The organism is Ruegeria sp. BI11, from assembly GCF_056538005.1.
In genome coordinates, this window is sequence record NZ_JBQFSM010000005.1 from 46,733 (window position 1) to 64,653 (window position 17,921).

At 58.9% G+C, this 17,921-nt stretch carries 16 protein-coding genes; 3 read left to right on the plus strand and 13 right to left on the minus strand.

Going from position 1 to position 17,921, the window contains the following annotated elements:
- Window positions 1-6: 6 nt before the first annotated feature.
- The 8 genes from ACR0DT_RS12535 to ACR0DT_RS12570 form a co-directional block, all read right to left on the minus strand.
- Window positions 7-417, minus strand: coding sequence for a universal stress protein (locus ACR0DT_RS12535; RefSeq protein WP_480711073.1), 411 nt, complete (start codon window positions 415-417; stop codon window positions 7-9).
- 21 nt (window positions 418-438) lie between these two features.
- Window positions 439-1,419, minus strand: a complete 981-nt coding sequence (locus ACR0DT_RS12540) for an alcohol dehydrogenase catalytic domain-containing protein (RefSeq protein ID WP_480711074.1) — start codon at window positions 1,417-1,419, stop codon at window positions 439-441.
- Window positions 1,416-2,177 (minus strand): SDR family NAD(P)-dependent oxidoreductase, encoded by a 762-nt coding sequence (locus tag ACR0DT_RS12545; protein ID WP_480711075.1) that lies wholly within the window; start codon window positions 2,175-2,177, stop codon window positions 1,416-1,418. The genes ACR0DT_RS12540 and ACR0DT_RS12545 overlap by 4 nt, the downstream gene beginning before the upstream one ends.
- A complete protein-coding gene (hisD, locus tag ACR0DT_RS12550; protein WP_480711076.1) occupies window positions 2,170-3,477 on the minus strand; it encodes a histidinol dehydrogenase in 1,308 nt (435 codons plus the stop codon). Before hisD ends, ACR0DT_RS12545 begins: the two co-directional genes overlap by 8 nt.
- A 12-nt stretch (window positions 3,478-3,489) precedes the next feature.
- Entirely contained in the window at window positions 3,490-4,818 is a 1,329-nt protein-coding gene (locus ACR0DT_RS12555; protein ID WP_480711077.1) for a TRAP transporter large permease, read from the minus strand.
- Window positions 4,819-4,829: 11 nt separating this feature from the next.
- On the minus strand, window positions 4,830-5,342 hold the full coding sequence (locus ACR0DT_RS12560) for a TRAP transporter small permease (RefSeq protein WP_170350908.1): 513 nt from the start codon (window positions 5,340-5,342) through the stop codon (window positions 4,830-4,832).
- Window positions 5,343-5,453: 111 nt separating this feature from the next.
- Window positions 5,454-6,599, minus strand: coding sequence for a TRAP transporter substrate-binding protein (locus tag ACR0DT_RS12565; protein WP_480711078.1), 1,146 nt, complete (start codon window positions 6,597-6,599; stop codon window positions 5,454-5,456).
- Between the two features lie 23 nt (window positions 6,600-6,622).
- Window positions 6,623-6,808, minus strand: coding sequence for a hypothetical protein (locus tag ACR0DT_RS12570; RefSeq protein WP_480711079.1), 186 nt, complete (start codon window positions 6,806-6,808; stop codon window positions 6,623-6,625).
- A gap of 138 nt (window positions 6,809-6,946) precedes the next feature.
- Between ACR0DT_RS12570 and ACR0DT_RS12575 the strand changes: the two genes are divergently transcribed.
- Entirely contained in the window at window positions 6,947-7,972 is a 1,026-nt protein-coding gene (locus ACR0DT_RS12575; protein WP_480711080.1) for a LacI family DNA-binding transcriptional regulator, read from the plus strand.
- On the opposite strand, the gene ACR0DT_RS12580 is transcribed toward ACR0DT_RS12575, so the two are convergent.
- A complete protein-coding gene (locus ACR0DT_RS12580; protein WP_480711081.1) occupies window positions 7,969-8,940 on the minus strand; it encodes a LysR family transcriptional regulator in 972 nt (323 codons plus the stop codon). The genes ACR0DT_RS12575 and ACR0DT_RS12580 overlap by 4 nt on opposite strands.
- Window positions 8,941-9,030: 90 nt before the next feature.
- A complete protein-coding gene (locus tag ACR0DT_RS12585) occupies window positions 9,031-11,466 on the minus strand; it encodes a GcvT family protein (RefSeq protein WP_480711082.1) in 2,436 nt (811 codons plus the stop codon).
- 183 nt (window positions 11,467-11,649) lie between these two features.
- Here ACR0DT_RS12585 and ACR0DT_RS12590 point away from each other — a divergent pair, with 183 nt between their 5' ends.
- Both ACR0DT_RS12590 and ACR0DT_RS12595 read left to right on the plus strand, forming a co-directional pair.
- Window positions 11,650-13,170, plus strand: a complete 1,521-nt coding sequence (locus tag ACR0DT_RS12590; RefSeq protein ID WP_480711083.1) for a trimethylamine methyltransferase family protein — start codon at window positions 11,650-11,652, stop codon at window positions 13,168-13,170.
- 72 nt (window positions 13,171-13,242) lie between these two features.
- Window positions 13,243-14,214 carry an agmatinase gene (locus tag ACR0DT_RS12595; RefSeq protein ID WP_480711084.1) on the plus strand — a complete coding sequence of 324 codons (972 nt, stop codon included), beginning with the start codon at window positions 13,243-13,245 and terminating at the stop codon, window positions 14,212-14,214.
- Here the strand turns inward: ACR0DT_RS12595 and ACR0DT_RS12600 are convergent.
- From ACR0DT_RS12600 to ACR0DT_RS12610, 3 genes are read right to left on the minus strand one after another with little or no spacing between them, the layout of a single operon-like run.
- The gene (locus tag ACR0DT_RS12600; protein ID WP_480711085.1) at window positions 14,211-15,191 is read right to left on the minus strand and encodes an arginase family protein; all 981 of its coding nucleotides are present in this window, start codon (window positions 15,189-15,191) and stop codon (window positions 14,211-14,213) included. The two genes, ACR0DT_RS12595 and ACR0DT_RS12600, sit on opposite strands and share 4 nt — an antisense overlap.
- 54 nt (window positions 15,192-15,245) lie before the next feature.
- Window positions 15,246-16,835, minus strand: coding sequence for an ABC transporter permease (locus tag ACR0DT_RS12605; protein ID WP_480711086.1), 1,590 nt, complete (start codon window positions 16,833-16,835; stop codon window positions 15,246-15,248).
- Entirely contained in the window at window positions 16,828-17,865 is a 1,038-nt protein-coding gene (locus ACR0DT_RS12610) for a quaternary amine ABC transporter ATP-binding protein (RefSeq protein ID WP_480711087.1), read from the minus strand. The genes ACR0DT_RS12605 and ACR0DT_RS12610 overlap by 8 nt, the downstream gene beginning before the upstream one ends.
- Window positions 17,866-17,921: the final 56 nt, after the last annotated feature.

Consider the following 17,921-nt stretch of genomic DNA (forward strand, 5'->3'; position numbering starts at 1 on the left):
GATGGTTCAGATGCCGCGATGCACATGCACCGCACATCCGGCATGGCGGACGACGCGCGACGCGGTCGATCCCAGAAAATAGTCGCTGAGGCCCGGCTTGTGCGAGCCGATGACGATACAGTCGAAGTCGTTGTTATTGGCGTAATCAATGATGCTCCGGGCGGTGTGACCTTTGACGATCTCGGGTCGGATACCCTCAAGCCCCTCAGTCTTTTCCTTCAACACCCTGTTAGCGGCCCGAAAGCCTTCGGCGACCATCTCTTTATCCAGATAGGCACTGACCGAACCCTGCGGCATCTCATAGACATGCAGCGCGACGATTTCGCCGCCCTCGGCGGTCAGCGCACGGGCGACCTCTAGCGTGTGTTGCGAGATATCGTGATCCAACGCCATTGGAACCAGAATTTTTTTATACATGAATCCCTCCGTTTTCCGGGTCTATGCCCACGGCACGAGAATGATTTTCGGGGCCGCTACGGCCCCTTTGCGCAAGTCACGAAACGCCTCGGCGCCATCAGACAAGGCCCGTTCTTCTACCCAGTCCAGCCCACCCAAACGGCCATCGAAAATGGCTTGCGCGGTCTGCCGGAAATCCTCGGCCGTATATGTATAGGTGCCGATAAAAGTGATTTCCTGCAAGGTCATGCGGCGTATATCTAGCCCTCCGGCGTCTTCACCCAGCCCGACATGCGCTATCACACCGCCCGGCTGAACCAGACCCGAGGCCAAAGCGCGGGTGGCGGCATAGCCAACTGCGTCGATCACCAAGGGGAAACTTTGCGCCGTCTCAGTGACCACATTGAACGTGCCAGAGTTCTGCAAATACGAACGCCGCGTGTCGTTGGGTTCGACGATCACCACGTCCTCGACTCCCATCGCGGACAACGCCAACGCAGCGGCTACGCCGATGGCACCGCCGCCTATCACCAGCGCTTTGCGATCCATCGCCGGATGCAGCGCCTCAAGACCCAGCCGGACCGCGTGCCAGCTGACCGCCAGCGGCTCGGCCAGTGCGGCCTTGGCGAAACTCACGTGCGCTGGCACCTCGACCAGATTGCTAGCGGGCATGGCGACAAATTGGGCAAAGGCCCCTTCACGCGGCGGCATCGAAATGATCTGACGGTCCGCGCACAGGTTCTCGCGTCCCGATTTACACGCGCCACACGTCCCACAGGTCACCAGCGGGTTGATGGTCACGCGCGCTCCGTCGCGCGCGCCGCCTACAATCGTGCCTGCGGCTTCATGCCCAAGGATCAAGGGTGCCGGGCGACGTGCATCATGGCCCAGATAGGCGTGCATGTCCGAGCCGCAAATGCCTGCGGCCTCGATCCGGATCAGATGCTCGGCTTCACGCGGCGTGGCGTCCGGGACATCCCGAAATGCCACTTGTTCCACACCTTCGTAGACCAGAGCTTTCATTTCGCCGTGAACCCCCCATCGACCATCAGCACTTGCCCCGTGACGTAATCCGACGCTTTCGAGCACAAAAACAGGATCGGCCCGTCGATATCTTCCATCCGCCCATTTCGCTGGAGGCAGGTCTGCGTCGCATTACGGGCGGCGCGTTCGGGGTCGTCAAACACCGCCTGCGTCAGTTCGGTTGGGAAGAACCCCGGCCCAATGGCATTGGCGGTGATCCCATGCGGCGACCAAGCCTCGGCCATAGCGCGGGTCAGCTGCCCGATCCCGGCCTTGGTAGCGCCATAGGCAATGCCGGCGGGAAAGGCTCGCGTGGTTTGCAACGAGGCAAAGTTCACGATGCGCCCCCAACCGCGTTCTTTCATGGCAGGCACCATCGCCTGACTTAGGAAAAATGGCGCGCTGAGGTTCAGCGCAAGGGTCGCATCCCAACCTTCGGCGGTGACATCATCTGCCGCCTCACGCGTGTTCACTCCGGCCGCGTGAATAACAATGTCCGCAGGTCCAAATTTCGATCCAATTTCTTCCACCAAAGCATTGGTCCCGGACCGGTCGGCCACATCTGCGACCACGGTGTCGACGCTGTCACCGATCTCGGCCTTTAGTGCGTCTAACGCCTCGGGCCGACGGGCCACGCCGACCACGCGCGCACCGGCGGCGGCCAACGCCTTGGCCGCACGGCGACCAAGGCCCGAGCTGGCACCGGTGACACACGCCACCCGACCGGTCAGGTCAAAAAGCGTTCGGGGGTCATCCATCTGCGGTCAGGTCGAACTGTTCGTCGGGGAAATATTTTGCCAGACGCACATCTGCGGCGCGGGCGTGCCCTTCCATCCCTTCCAGTCGCGAAATTCGCGCGGTCGCAACAGCAATCGGCTTCGACCCCTCGCGCGTTGCCCTCTGCCAGGTGACGATCTTCATATATTTATGAACACTAAGACCGCCGGTATAGCTAGCGGCACCAGATGTCGGCAGCACGTGGTTCGTGCCCGTCGCCTTGTCGCCGTAAGAAACCGTCGTTTCTTCACCCAGGAACAACGAGCCATAGCAGGTCAACCGGTTCAGCCACCAATCCAGATCCTCGGCCTGAACAGTCAGGTGTTCCGGCGCATATTCATCCGAACAGGCAGCCATCTCCTCGCGGTCCGAGCAAACGATAACCTCGGCATAGTCGCGCCATGCGGCAAAGGCATTGTCACGGTTCAACTCGGGCAGGTCTTCGATCAGAGCCGGAACCAATTCCATCACTTTCTCGGCCAGCGCCCGGTCATCCGTCACCAGCCAAACGGGCGAGTTATACCCGTGTTCGGCCTGGCTGACCAAATCGGTCGCAACCACATGCGCATCGGCACTGCCATCGGCGAGGATCAGGCTGTCAGTCGGGCCTGCGATCATGTCGATCCCGACCTTGCCATAGAGAATGCGCTTGGCTTCGGCCACAAACTGATTGCCCGGCCCGACAAGGATATTGGCGCGCGGCAGTCCAAACAGGCCATAGGTCATCGCGGCCACACCCTGAACGCCGCCCATCGCCAGAATGCTGTCGGCCCCGCAGATATGCGCCGCATAGACAATCGCAGGCGCAACCCCTTCGCCCGGGCGGGGCGGAGAGCAGGCGGTGATGTGGCGGCACCCAGCCACCTTGGCGGTTGTGACCGTCATGATCGCGCTGGCGATGTGACTGTACCGGCCACCAGGCACGTAACAGCCAGCGGCGTCTACCGGGATCGCCTTTTGACCAGCGATGAACCCCGGTACGATCTCCATCTGAACATCGGACACGGTTGCCTTTTGCGTTTCCGCAAAGCGGCGCACGTTATCATGGGCAAATCGGATGTCAGCCTTCAGTTTTTCCGGCACAAGCGCGATGGCGGCGTCAATCTCGTCCTGCGTCATTAGGACATTGCCGTCGTATTTGTCGAACTTGGCCGCATATTCCATGGCTTTGGCATCACCGCCCGTCTCAATATCGGCCAGGATGGTCTTGACCGTTTCATGCACTTCGGACGCATGAGATTCAGGGGTCAACGTCGCCTTTTTCAGATAGTCACGAGGCATAGTCAGCAAGTCCTATTGGTAGATTTCAGGTAGCAATGTGGTCGAAACCGCGGGGACATATGCAATCAGCAAAACCACGATCAGCATTGTCAATACAAAGGGAACGGCCCGCGCGGCAATCTTCAGAATGGACTCACCAGTAATGCCAGAAACGACGAACAGGTTCAGGCCAAGCGGCGGGGTGATGAAACCCACACCCAACGCGGTGATCATCATGATGCAAAACTGGATTTCGTTCATGCCGATATTGTCCGCCAGCGGTTTTAGGATGGGGGCAAGGATGACGATATTCGGCGTCGTTTCCATGACGCACCCAGCGGCGATCAGGATACCGATCATTAGCAATATCAGCAGATAAGGATCATCGGTCAGCGAGGTGATGGAGGCCACGAAACCCTGCGGCACACCCATGATCGCCAGCGCCTCGGCCAAGGGGGCAGAGAAGGCGATGATCGGCAGGATAACTCCGTTCACCTTGGCCGAGCTGACCAGCATCGAGGGGAAATCGGCCAGTGTCAGCGTGCGCAGAATAAAACCCATGATGATGGTGACAACGACGGCGGTCGCGCCCGCCTCGGTCGGGGTTAGGCGGCCCGAAAAGATACCGTAAAAGATGATGCCTGGCACGATAAAGGCGTACCAGCCAGATTTCAGCGCTTTGCCTAGATTGGCCAACCATTCCCCCATGGTCATCATACCGCCGCCTTCATAGGCATAGAGGCGGTTCATGATGATGTTGGTGATCAGGATCGACACCAGAATGGCCAGACCAGGGATCAACGCCGCCAAGAACAGGGTCGAGGCAGAAATTCCCAGCACAAGACCGATGATGATGTAGGCGATGGAAGGTGGGATCAGGATACCGGTACAGGCACCGGCGGCCACCAGCGCGCAGGCATAGGGGCGCGGATAGCCGCTTTCGACCAGCCGGTTGATGGTCATGCGACCCACTGCGGCGGCCCCCGCCGCGTCAGAGCCCGAAATCGCAGCAAACATCCCACAGACCAACACCGTGGCCGAGCCAAAGCCACCCTTGGCGAAACAGGTCAGCGCCTCGGCCACGTCCAGAAATTTGCGCGACAGCCCGGTGCGAACCAGCACGTCGCCCGTCAGGATAAACAGCGGCACAGCGGTCAGGGCAAAAGCGTCGATGCCGGTGAACAGGCTTTCGCCCACAAGGCTCAGCGGCAGGTCGCCCGACATGATCAGCATGACGATCGCCGCCGTGCCAATCGCGGCCCAGACCGGAACCGCCAGCGCAATCAGGCCAACGAACATAATAACGGGCAGATAAAAGTCCCAGCCCAGCTCAACGGTTTGATTGAGGGAATTCCAGAGCATCCTGTTTCTCCTCAGTCAAACAGCTTGTCGCCTTCGAAGACGGGCGTGCCGTCACGAAGGGATTTCAAATCGCGCAAGAAGGATTGGATCAGACGCCAGATCATCAACGCAAATCCAGTGGGCACAGCCATCAGGAACCAAACTTTGGACACCCTCAGCCCGTCCGTTACCGAGCCGAACTTGGCCGAGACGTGCACCGCTTCGAATGACCAGTAAAGTGCAATGATCGCCACGACGAACATCACCAGATCGCCAAAGATATACAGCAGCGCCTTGGGGCGTTGCGGCAGGTAATGCATGATCACGTCGATGCGAATATGGGCGCGCTCCCGGACCGCAGCTGCGGCCCCGATCCACGCAAGATAGATGAAGGAATAACGGACGATTTCTTCACCCCAGATCGAAGAAAACGCGAAAATCTCTCGCCGCAGAACCTCGATGGCCATTGTAATCACCAGCATCACGTAGAACACCAGCAGCAGCCAGCGTTCGGCGTTGCGGTCTATGTTTTGAAGAACGGTCATCGTATCCCTCGGCAAAAGAGCAGTCAGGCGGCGGCCTTCTGTTACGGGCCGATTGAGGCCAGACTGCTAAGGATGATAGCGGGCACATTGGCTGCGCCCGTCGGCTTGGTATTACGCGTCGTGGACGTAGTATTTGCCCTGCGTTCCGGCCGCCTCGACCAGCTTTTCAAAATTGTCCATTGACCCAGCCAACTCGGTCTTGAACGGGTCCCATTCCGACCGCTGATAGCCGCCGACATCTTTCCATTCGGCCAACTGATCATCTGTCAGCGACTGGAATTGCACGCCCGCCTTGTTCAGCTCGGCCATTGCGAAGGCACGGGCTGAAGGCACTTTGGACAGGTTCTGGTGGCTGGTCATTTCCGCGCCCCACATGATGCCTTCCTGCACATCAGCAGGCATCGAGTTGAACCATTCCAGGTTACAGGAATAAACCTGACTGTCTGGCACTGCCTGCGTGAAGGTCACGTTGCTGAGAATGTCCTTGAACCCAAAGACATAGAGCGCCCCAACCGAGGGATCGAGCGCATCAGCCACGCCCTGCTTGATCGCCGAGGGTGTCTCGCCCCACGCCACCGGCGTCGGGTTCGCGCCGACCATCCGGTAATACTGCTGCAGCATTTTCGAGCCCGGAACGCGGAACTTTACGCCGCTCATATCGCCCGGCGTGACGATGGGGTTACCGCCCTGACGCACCGCCACGACGCGTGGGTCGATCACCACATAGAACAGCGCCTTGAACCCGGCGGCCTCGACCTTGGGGTGAACTTCGTTCTTCCAAGTGTCGGAATGCACCAGATTGGTAAAACGCTGGTTCGAGCCGCACAGATACGGCATGTTGATCAGGTCAACGGTGGACGCAAAGGGTGCGAAGTTCGACAGCGAATGTTGCGCGGCCTGAATGGTGCCGCCCTGCACCTTCTGCACCAGCGATCCGCCCGCACCCAGCTGACCACCCGGAGCCAGCTTTACGTATACCTTGCCGTTGGTGGCGTTCTGGATGTTTTCTTTCAAATCCAGCTGCATGATCGGATAGCTGCGCGATGCGCCCAGCACATAGGCCGTTGCGATGGTCATCACATGTTCTGCAGCGTTCTCGCGCTCTTTCTCTTCCTTGGCGGTCTGCGCTGCGACCTCGGACGACCACAGGACGCCACCCGCGCCAGCGACCAGTGCAGCGGTGAATGCACCGCTTGCGCTAAGCTTTAGGAAATTGCGGCGTTCAGCCGATGCCAGTTCTTTTCTGTCGTTGTTCATCAATTGCCCTCCCAAGCAAAAAGTCAGCTGTCGCTCTCTGCGTCGCGGTCAGCTTCCCTTTTCAGAATTGCGACAACGAACAGGATCGACGCCGCGAACAGGACCAACATCTCTCCTACGTCCCCCAGAAACGCGCTGCCCGCAAAAGCCCCCATGGCAACGTTCGCAAAATAGATAACGAACACGATGATGGATGCAGTCAAAAACATTTTCCAGGACTCCCTTTGGAATCGGTCCGATGTCATTTGTAAGCGCTTACATGAAAAATGCAAGCGCTTACATAATTGCTTTCCTTGCGACTTGGTTAAGTTTAGACTTATTGGCAAAAGTAAATTGTGGGTTTGAAAATGTCGAAACTTGGATCAGCGCCAACATTGGATGATGTGGCCAAACTGGCCGGCGTTTCGACGGCAACCGTCTCGCGTTGCCTGAACAGTCCCGATCAGGTGGTTAAGGCAAAGCGCCTGCGTGTTCAGTCAGCCGTGGACGCGCTGGGGTACATGCCCAATTTTGCTGCGCGCGTCATGGCCGCCAAGCGTTCTTCGACGATTGGCGCCATTATTCCCACTATGGAGAACGCCATTTTCGCCCGTGGCCTGCAGGCGTTTCAGGAAGAGTTGCACCAACACGGGTACACATTGCTGGTCTCAAGCTCGGCCTACAAACCCGAGATTGAGGAAGAACAGATCAAAACGCTGGTCGCGCGTGGCGCGGATGGGTTGCTGTTGATTGGGCATGATCGCGACCCGCGGATCTACAAAAACCTTGAGCGCTGGAAAATTCCGGCCCTGGTCGCTTGGTCCTATATGCCCGATGCGCAGCTTCCCTGTGTCGGCTTTGACAACCGTGCGGCGATGGCCGTGCTGGCAAACCGTGTGATCAGTCTGGGCCACAAACGGATCGGCGTAATTTCGGGCGTCAGCACTGGCAATGATCGCGCGCGCCTGCGGATCGAAGGTGTGCAGGATGCGGTCAGGCATAACGATCTTAACCCCTCAGACCTGACCATCATCGAAACTCCTTATGAGATTGAAAACGGAGCTGCGGCCTTCTCAGAGCTGATGTCGCATGACGTGACGCCCACCGCAATCCTGTGCGGTAACGATGTTCTGGCCGTAGGTGCGCTGCATCGCGCACGCGAAATGGGGCTGAATGTGCCCCGGGATGTCTCCATCACCGGTTTTGACGATATCGAGTTGGCCCGGATCGCCACGCCAGCCCTGACAACCGTGCATGTCCCGCATCGGGAAATGGGTCGCAGGGCCGCGTCAACACTGATCGGGATGCTTGAAAAGCAGGCGAGCGGCCACGGAAAGCCGCTGGCCACACGTATCGTCGAACGCCAATCCCTCGGGCCACCAGCCGGTGTTTAGGCGGCCTCAGTCTCCATGGTGCGGAAATCGTCTTTCAACCAGGCATAATTCGCACCCATGGGATCGGTAAAATGCTGCCGTATCAGCTTTGCCATCACCTTCTGGATCAGTTTCGAAGTTGTTTCGGGATACACCTCGGTCGTGAACAGGGATACGGTACGCACAAAATTCCGCCCCGGAAACGGAATTGCCCTTAGACTGTCATGGAACCTCTGGGCGCGGTGGAAGCAAGCGGCTGTTGTTATCGCCCAACCGCTGCCCTCGGCGACCAGGCCAATGATCGAGTGATTGCATTCCAATTCGAACCGGTTGGGCAAGTTGTACTTGCTGCGGGTCAGCTGAATCTCGACCTGCTTGCCAATCATAAGGTCCCGTGAATACCGCAAAAGCGGCAATTCCGCATCCGGCTTCAGCAAGTCTTCGGGTTCGCCTTGATAGGAATTCGGCAGAATGACGATAAACGGATCGCGCATCAGCGGGTATTCAATCAGCCCCTCGGTCCGCTCCGAGGGCCGGGTGGCGACGCCAGCGTCCAGTTTATGCTCTTGCAGATTGGCAATGATCTCGTGACTGGGGCGCGTATAGTGCCGGAAGCTGCATCGCGGCAAGGCCTGAGCCAGAAAGCGGAACAGGTCCGGTGCGATCTGATTGTCGAAATCGTCGATCAGGGCGAGCCGCAAGTCCGTAGCATGCTGCCAGTTGCCGGACCGGATTTCCGCCTCGCCCCGCTTTAGCACCGTCAGTCCATCGCGGACATAGCGCGCGAACACCTCGCCCGCAGGGGTCAGGCCCATAGGACGGCGCCCGTGATCAACAAGATCGATACCCAGCGCACCCTCAAGGCTGCGCAGGTGGTTCGAGACGGTACTGATCGACAGTCCCGTCTCGGACGCGACCTGCTGAATCGAACCCGATTTGGCCACCAGTCGGAAGACTTCTAGCCAGCGAAGACTCAGAGATTTCGACACCGCGCACACCCATTGTTTCGATTTCTTCGAAACGAACCCAAACAAAGTTTTGCGCCGGCGGCAATGGTGAATTTGGATAGCGGGTCGAAATTACCCGCGCATCCTCTCAAATCCTGGATCATAGGGTGACGGCGGTATGACCGTGGCGCGCACGCGATGACCACAGGAATCCAACTCCACTTCAGCCCCGATATCAGCCAGTTTAGGATCAACAAAACCATGCGCCAGGTTCAACCCGGTGCGGTGCCCCCATTCGCCCGAGGTGATCGTGCCAACAACGCGCTCACCCTGCATCAATGATGCGCCGGGATGTGCAGGCTGCTGTGTTGCGTGGATCTGCAGAGCAATCAGTTTTTTGCGCGGCCCCTCAGCCCGCCGCTTCAGCAATGCATCACGCCCGATGAAATCGCCTTTGTCCAGCTTCACAAAGCGGTCCAAACCCGTTTCGAACGGGTCGAATTCGGTGATCAAATCGGCTTTCCAATGCAGAAAGCTTTTCTCCATGCGCATGGACTCTACCGCACGCGCCCCGAACAGCTTCAATCCGTGCGCGTTCCCCGCCTGCCGCAAAGCCAGATAAGCCGCATAGAGCGAGGCGTTAGGCACATGGATTTCATAGGCCAACTCACCCGAGAAACTGATACCCATGACCGTAGCCGGGGCGATCCCGATGAAACATTCCCGCACGCTAAGCCAAGGAAATGCCGCAGCAGACCAGTCACCACGCGCACAGCCTGACAGGACGTCTCGCGCTTTCGGGCCAGCCAACACCAAAATGGTTTGATCATTGGTCAGGCTGCGCAGGTGCACATCCTCATCGGCCCGCACGTGTTGGGTCAGCCAATCCATGTCGTGGAACTCACTGGCGGCGGCCGAACCATACCACAGACGCGCAGGTCCCCGGTCGCTGGCAGGCAGGTTGGCAGTGGTCGCCTCGGCCTTGACCATGCCGTGGTGGTTTAACAGGTAACCCAGCCCCACCCGGCCCTCGCGCCGGGTGACGGTGCCGCAGAACATCCGGTTCAGAAAGGCGTGCCGATCTGCGCCAGTGATTTCGATCCGGTTAAAGCCGTTTACCTCGGCCAGCCCGACACCCGCCTGAACATTGGCCACCTCAGCCGCGACCAGGTCAAAGGTTTCGTCAAAATCGAAACTGAGGGTGGGTGAGAATTCCGGGGAGGGCTTGATATATTCGACCCTCTCCCACCCGTTGACCACCGTGAATTCCGCCCCTTCCGCTGCCATTACGGGGGTCAGAGGTGTCGTCTTGGCCGGTCGCCCGGCGGGTCGGTGTTCATGAGGGAAATGAAACCGGAATTCGTTCTGATAATCCTCAATCGCCTTCAGCGCCGTCAATTCCACATTCGCATGGCCTGTGAACCGGCGCGGGTCCAGACACCAGGTGTCGTAACACGCCTCTCCGTGCACGATCTGCTGGGCCAGCAGCCACCCATGGCCGCCGCCCTCACCCAACCCCGCGCGTAACCCGATGATGCAGAACGCATTGCGTTTACCGGGGATCGGGCCAACCAGAGGGGCGCCGTCAATGGTATAGGTGATCGGACCATTGACGATTGTATGGACCCCGACCTCCATCAATGCGGGCATCCGGGCAAACGCGCCCTCAAGCACATCAGTCACCCGGTCCAGATCATCCGGGCACAAGGCGTTGACAAAGTTCGGGTCGATCCCGTCCATGCCCCAGGTCTTGCAATCCTGCTCATAGAAGCCCAGCAACAACCCGTTCTTTTCCTGGCGGCAGTAATAGTCACTGATCGGACAGCGCAGCAGCGGCATCCGGTGTCCCGCATCCCGGATCGCAGGGATTTCTTCGGTCAGGAAATACTGATGCTCCATCGACGCGACCGGGTGGTGCACGCCCATCATCGCGCCAACCTCGTTGACCCTGTAACCACAAGCGTTCACCACAATATCGCAGTCGATGTCGCCATGTTCGGTGTGCACGGTCCAGGTATCGTCACCATGCTGGGTCAGGGCCGTAACGGGGGTGTTGCGATAGACCTCGGCTCCTGCCTTGCGCGCCCGTCGTGCCAGCGCCTGACATAACTGGGCCGGGTCGATGTCGCCATCCATCGGGTCCCACAGCCCGCCGATCAGGTTCTCGGTCGAGATCAAAGGATGGCGGCGGGCACATTCCTCGGCGTCGATCACCTCAAACTCTACATCCATCCCGCGGGCCATCGACGCGAAATGGCGATAGCCCTGCATCTGCGCCTCGGTATTTGCCAGACGGATACCACCATCGCCATGATGATAGTTGATCGGATAGTCCGGATCCTCGGCCAATTCCTTATACAACCGGATCGAGTGCGATTTCAGGCCAACCATTGTCTGGTTCATGCCGAAATTCGTTACCTGCGCAGCCGAATGCCATGTGGTGCCCGAGGTCAGCTCGTTACGCTCAACCAGAACTACATCCGTCCACCCCTCTTGCGTCAGATGGTACAGCGTTGAACATCCGGCGATCCCGCCACCGATTACAACGACTCTGGTGCGCGATTTCATTGGCCCTGCTCCCTCTTGTCCGAGACAAATCTTGCGGAAGAATGGGCCGGGCCGACAACAGGGGCATCGACAGTATTGAAAAATCGAAACTGCGATTGAGGATTTTGAAATTCGCAATTCCCCTTTGCCGCAGACCGGATTTGCCGATTAGGGTTTCCGAAAGACCTGCGGGAAAGGAAAGGAATGTCTTCGGAAGGTGCCAAACGAAGCGGTCGGCGCGCCCGGCATGCACAACGCGCGGCCAAGCCAGTGGTCGATCCCTGCCCGCCCGGTCAAAAGGGCGGCGCGTTCAAACCACTGACGCAATCCGAGATCACGCAGATCTACGACACCGCCCTGCGCCTGCTGGAAACTCTGGGCATGGGCGAAGTGCCGGATCGGCTGGCCGCTGATCTACAGGCAGCGGGTGCAAAGCAGGGAAAGCAAGGTCGGCTGGTATTCCCTCGTGAGATGGTCGAGCACGTGATCCAATGCGCCGCCAAAACCTTTACCTTCCACGGCCGGGACGAAACCCGATCCATCGAGGTTGGCGGCGACCGCGTGTTCTTTGGCACCGGTGGTGCCGCCGTACAGACGCTGGATATGGACACCGGCCTATACCGACCGTCGACACTGGCCGATCTGAGCGATTTTGCACGGTTGCAGGACACGTTGGCCAATGTCAGCTGGTTCACCCGCTGCTGTGTGGCGACCGACCTACCGGATGTGCGCGATCTGGACGTCAACACGGTCTACGCGCTGGTGCGCAACACGACCAAACCAGTGGCAACCTCATTCACGCTGGCCGAGAATGTCGCCCTGATTGTCGAGATGTTGGACATCGTGGCCGGTGGGCCGGGTGAATTCGCCAAACGCCCCTTTCTGAAGGCCCATATCAGCCCGGTGATTTCCCCAATGCGCTACGGCGAAGATGCCGTGGACGTTGTTTATGAATGTATCGCCAACAACATCCCAATGTCCTGCATCACTGCGGCACAAGCGGGCGCAACTGCCCCGGCAACACTGGCGGGTTTTCTGGCACAATCGCTGGCCGAAACCTTGGCCAGCCTGGTCATGGTCAACGCGATCCAGCCCAGCTTTCCGATGGTGTTTTCCAACTGGCCGTTCATCGTTGACCTGCGCACCGGCTCGTTTGCCGGGGGCAGCGGCGAAACTGCCATCCTGAACGCCGCTTCGGCGCAGATCACCAACTGGCTGGGCCTGCCCTCGGGCGTGGCGGCGTCGATGGCCGACGCAAAGGCCATCGATGCGCAATACGGCGCTGAAAAAGGGATCACTTCGCTGGCCGCCGCACTGGCCGGGGGCAACCTGATATATGAAAGCTCTGGCATGACGGCCTCGCTGCTGGGTGTCAGTTTCGAGGCTTTTGTGCTGGACAACGAAATGCATTCACACACCTATCGGGCGCTTCGCGGAATCGAAGTGACCGAGGAAAATCTGGCCTTTGATGCGATCTGTCATTCGGTTCTGGGGGACGGTCATTTTCTGGGCAGTTCACATACGTATGCGGCGATGGAGCGGGATTACTTCTACCCGGATCTGGCCGATAGGAACGAGCCACGCACATGGCAGGAAGAAGGCGCGACTGACGCTTGGTCGGCAGCACGCGAAAAGGCCAAAGAGGTGCTAGCCACGCATCATCCAAAGTATTTGACCGACGCGCAGGATGCCGAAATCCGCAAACGGTTTCGCATTCTGATCTGAACGCATCAGCCCATTTCCAACCGACAATTCTGCCGCTAGGCTCGCCCGCAACCGACAGAGAATGGGGACCTTATGACCAATTCGTTTTTTCAGCCGGTCTCGGCGATGGAGCTTGCCCGGTTCGCCGGCATTCCCACCTTTATGCGGCTGCCAAGCGTGACACTGGACCACGACCGCATTGCCGAAGTTGAACTGGGTCTTGTTGGCATTCCCTGGGATGGCGGCACCACCAACCGCCCCGGCGCACGGCACGGGCCGCGCCAGTTGCGGGATTTCTCGACAATGATCCGCGCGATGAACCCGGTCACCGGGGTCGCGCCCTTCTCGCTGGTCAATTGCGCCGATCTGGGCGATGTCGCGCCGAACCCGGTGGATATCGGGGATACGCTGGAGCGGGTGACCGCTTTCTACTCGGATTTGCAGGATCGCGGCATCACCCCCCTAACCGCCGGAGGGGATCACCTGACTACCCTGCCCGTCTTGCGCGCGCTGGCCAAATCCGGCCCGCTTGGCCTGATCCAGTTCGACAGTCATACCGACCTTTTCGACACCTATTTCGGCGGCCACAAGTTCACTCACGGCACGCCGTTCCGCCGCGCGGTCGAAGAAGGACTAGTCGACCCTAAGCGTTTTGTTCAGGTCGGCATTCGCGGCACCGCCTACAATACGGAAGACATCGAATGGGGTGAGGCACAGGGCATCCGCATCATCCGTATCGAGGAACTGTTCGATCGGGGTATCGATGATGTCATGGCCGAGGTGCGCAGTATTGTCGGAACGACGCCGACCTATTGCACCTATGATATTGACTTCGTCGACCCGACTTATGCGCCCGGCACCGGCACGCCCGAAATCGGTGGGCCGAACAGTTTTCAGGCTCAGCAGGTCATTCGCAAGATGGCTGGCGTCAATCTGGTCGGTGCCGATCTGGTCGAAGTCGCGCCGCCCTTCGATCCGGAGGGCGGCACAGCTTGGCTTGGCATTTCGCTGATGTTCGAACTACTCTGCGTGCTGGCGCAGGCGGTGGATGCGCGGCGGTCTTAGGCCCCGCTGACGTTTTCAGCGATCATCGAGATCATCTCAAACATCACCGCTGCTGCTGTCAGCGCGGTGATGTTGTTGGGGCTGTCCTTGGTGGGCATCATGCAGACGACATCTCCGCCTACAATGTTCAACCCGCGTGCGGCGTGCAGAATGCCAACGGCTTCGTCTATGTCGAACCCCTTCTCGCCGGGCTCCAGATTGGAAACCGCAGGCGCAACTGTCGGGTCGAGGCAATCCAGATCGAAGGTGATGTAAACCGGACGATCCCCCAGAACCTCTTTGGTCTGCGCCACTACATCCGCAAGACCGCGCTGGCGGAATTCACGCATGGTGACGATGTTATAACCATAGTCGTATGAGGGCTGCAGCCAGTCCAGGCTGCGCGGATGGCCACGAAGACCGATCTGCATGGATCGGGTCGGATCAACCTGCCCCTGATCAGCCAGATAAGCCCCCCAGTGCGCCGCCGACTTTTTGGCACCCAGAAAGTGATCAACCTTGGTGAACACATCCGTGTGGGCGTCCAGATGCAGAAAGCTTATCGGTTCACCGCCCGCCAGTTTGCCCCGGCCCAGCGCCTGCACGATGCCACCCGTTATGGAGTGATCGCCACCGACCGAAACAGGCCGCGCACCGGCCGCATCGATATCTTTATAAAACTCGGTGATGCGTTCGATGCAGTCTTCGTTGTTATTGGCCCTTGGGAACGGCACGTCTCCCACATCAGCAATCCGCGCACTGTTCCAGGGGTCGATCCCAAACAGTGAATGCACCCGGCGCTGCACTGCCGAGACATGGCGCAGCGCGCGCGGACCCAGATGCTGATCCCGTTCAGTCGTGCCATTGCCGGTGGAATGAGGCACGCCTGCCAGCGCGATATCCTGCCCCTCAGGCCCGACATTCGGGCAGCGAAACAGGGTAGGCACCCCCCACCAGTAAAGGTTTTCCATCATGGATTGTTCATAACGGTCAGTCATTGTTTTCCCCGGTAAAAGAAAAACGCCCCCGGCAGTAACCGGGGGCGGGTTTGTTTAGAGTTTCTCGTCTTCTCGCCGGAAGGCCCCTTGCACGATCCGGTCCATCACCATGGCCAGGAACAGGATTGCAAAGCCGCCCAGCAAACCCGGACCCTTGGCGGCGTATTGCAGCGCCTCAAGGATTTCCTTGCCCAGACCACCGCCGCCGATCAGCGAAATGATTACCACCATCGACAGACACATCAGGATGGTCTGGTTGACCCCAGTCATGATGGACGGCAAGGCTAGCGGGATTTCCACATCTTTCAGCAGCTGCCACTTGGACGCGCCAAAGGCGACCGCTGCTTCTTTGATGCTTTCCGGAACTCCTCGCATACCCAGCGCGGTAAGGCGGATCACCGGCGGCATGCCAAAGATGATCGTGGCCAGAATGCCCGGTGGGTTACCCGTGCCAAAGAAGGCAATGATCGGGATCAGATAGACGAAGGCCGGAAGCGTCTGCATCAAGTCCAGCACAGGTTCCGCTGCGCGATAAGCGCGTTTGGATTTGCCGAACCAAATGCCCAGCGGAATGCCAAACACAACACACAGCAGGACCGCAGCGCCAACCAGGGCCACCGTCTCCATCGCCACATCCCAGTAGCCCAGCAAGGCGATATAGGCCAGTGAGGACGCGGTGAAGATCGCCACACGCGGACCGGCCGCACGCCATGCGGTCACGCAGATGACCAGCATCACAACCGGCCACGGAGACCCGATCAACGCAATAGTCAGCGCATCCAGAACCGAGCGGACACCGGCGACAATCCCATCAAAAACATCGCCTCCCGCGGCAGCAGCAGCGTCAATCTGCGCCTCCATCCAACTGGCCAAGTTCGAGAATAGCGTTCCCTCGCCCGGGCCCAATATGATCTCAGACACCTGCTCCTCGGGAAAGGCGTCCAGCAAGGGCAACGACGCGTTTACTGTGAACTTGTAAACGATTAGTGGCGCAATTGCGGCCACCAGAACGGCACCCATTACTGTATTGCGCGTAGACCGGCCGCTTTCCGTGCTGCTCGGATCCGTCCGCCATTTCGAGTACTGCTTTTCATAAACCCGATCCGCGTAGAACCCCTGCACCAGTTTGAATACCAGCAGCATCAGCAGGCCGGTGACCATGATACCCACAGCCTCGGACTGCGCGGCGGCGGCCTTTTCAAAACTGGAATCGGCCGCCTTCTGGATGTTTTCGGCCAGTTTGGTGAACCGGTCTATGTCAGCCTTTTCCGTGGCTTCCCCCGCCCGTTCTAGCAGTTCATTCGCACGGGCTTGCTGACGTTCGGCACGCTCTGCCAAGTCGGCACCGGGATTGCCCCAGGCACCTCGGCCAATCTGAACCCAGGCGATGATTTCCAGGATCAGGAAAGTCCAGAACATGCCCCAAATCGCCCGCGACGCGGACCAAAACGGCCCCAGCACCGCAGCCCACAGGTTGAACGTGTTCGGAACCGGGCTGGTTGCGTCATGGATTTTGTGGAAAGCATTGACATAGTAGTCACCGCTCGGTCCGACAAAATCGTGAATTGATTGGTCCAGTGCCTCGCGGTCGACCTCGATATCAGAGGCAGCCGTTACTTTGACCTCTGTGGTTGCATCACTCATTTTTGCCCCCCTGAATTCCGCGCAGCAGGCGTGGTTTGGTCACAACGCCCACATCAGTACCCGCATCAGTGATGATCACCGGCATATCCGTATTGACAGCCAGGTCGATCAACTGATCCAGATCCGCCCCTTCATCGGCGCGCGGCGCGCCTTCGGTTGGACCAGAATAGCTTTCCATCGGCTCCATGATCGAATGTGCCTTGACCAGTTTGAGTTTCGAGATGCCCTGCACAAACTCGCGCACATAATCGTCGGCCGGGTTCATGACGATGTCTTCCGGAGTGCCGATCTGAACGATCACGCCGTCTTTCATGATCGCAATCCGATGGCCGATGCGAATGGCCTCATCCAGATCGTGCGTGATGAACAACGTTGTCTTCTGCAACTGCGCCACCAGCGCCTTGAACTGATCCTGCAATTGCAGACGGATCAGCGGGTCAAGGGCCGAGAACGGTTCATCCATCAGCAGGATTTCCGGGTCAGAAGCCAGCGCCCGGGCAATCCCCACCCGTTGCTGCATACCGCCTGACAGTTCTTTGGGCAGACGATCCTCGTACCCGGTCAGGTCCACCAAACCCAGCGCGTGATCGGACACCGCCCAGCGTTTCGACTTGGAAACCTTTCGAATTTCCAGCGGATAGGCCACGTTATCGCGCACGGAACGGTGCGGCATCAGCGCCATGTGCTGGAAAACCATCCCGATCTGCTGCGCTCGGATACGGCGTAGTTCAGCCTCGGAAATCTTGGACACATCGTGCCCCAGAATTTCGATCTTGCCCGAGGTCGGCTCGATCAGGCGGTTCACGTGCCGTACCAGCGTCGACTTGCCCGAGCCTGACAGGCCCATGATGCAGAAAATCTCACCCCGAGGCACTTCGAAGGTGGCACCCTGCACACCCACGACACAATTGAATCTTTCCAGAACTTCGGGCTTTCCGATGCCCTCGTTCCGCACTGCGGTCATGGCTTCTTCGGCCCGCGCGCCAAAGATCTTCCAGACGTCCGTCAGTTTTACGACTGTTTCTGTCATTTTTGTCCCTTCGATGCAGAACAGGCCGCCGGTCATGTCCGGCGGCCTGTCCGAGT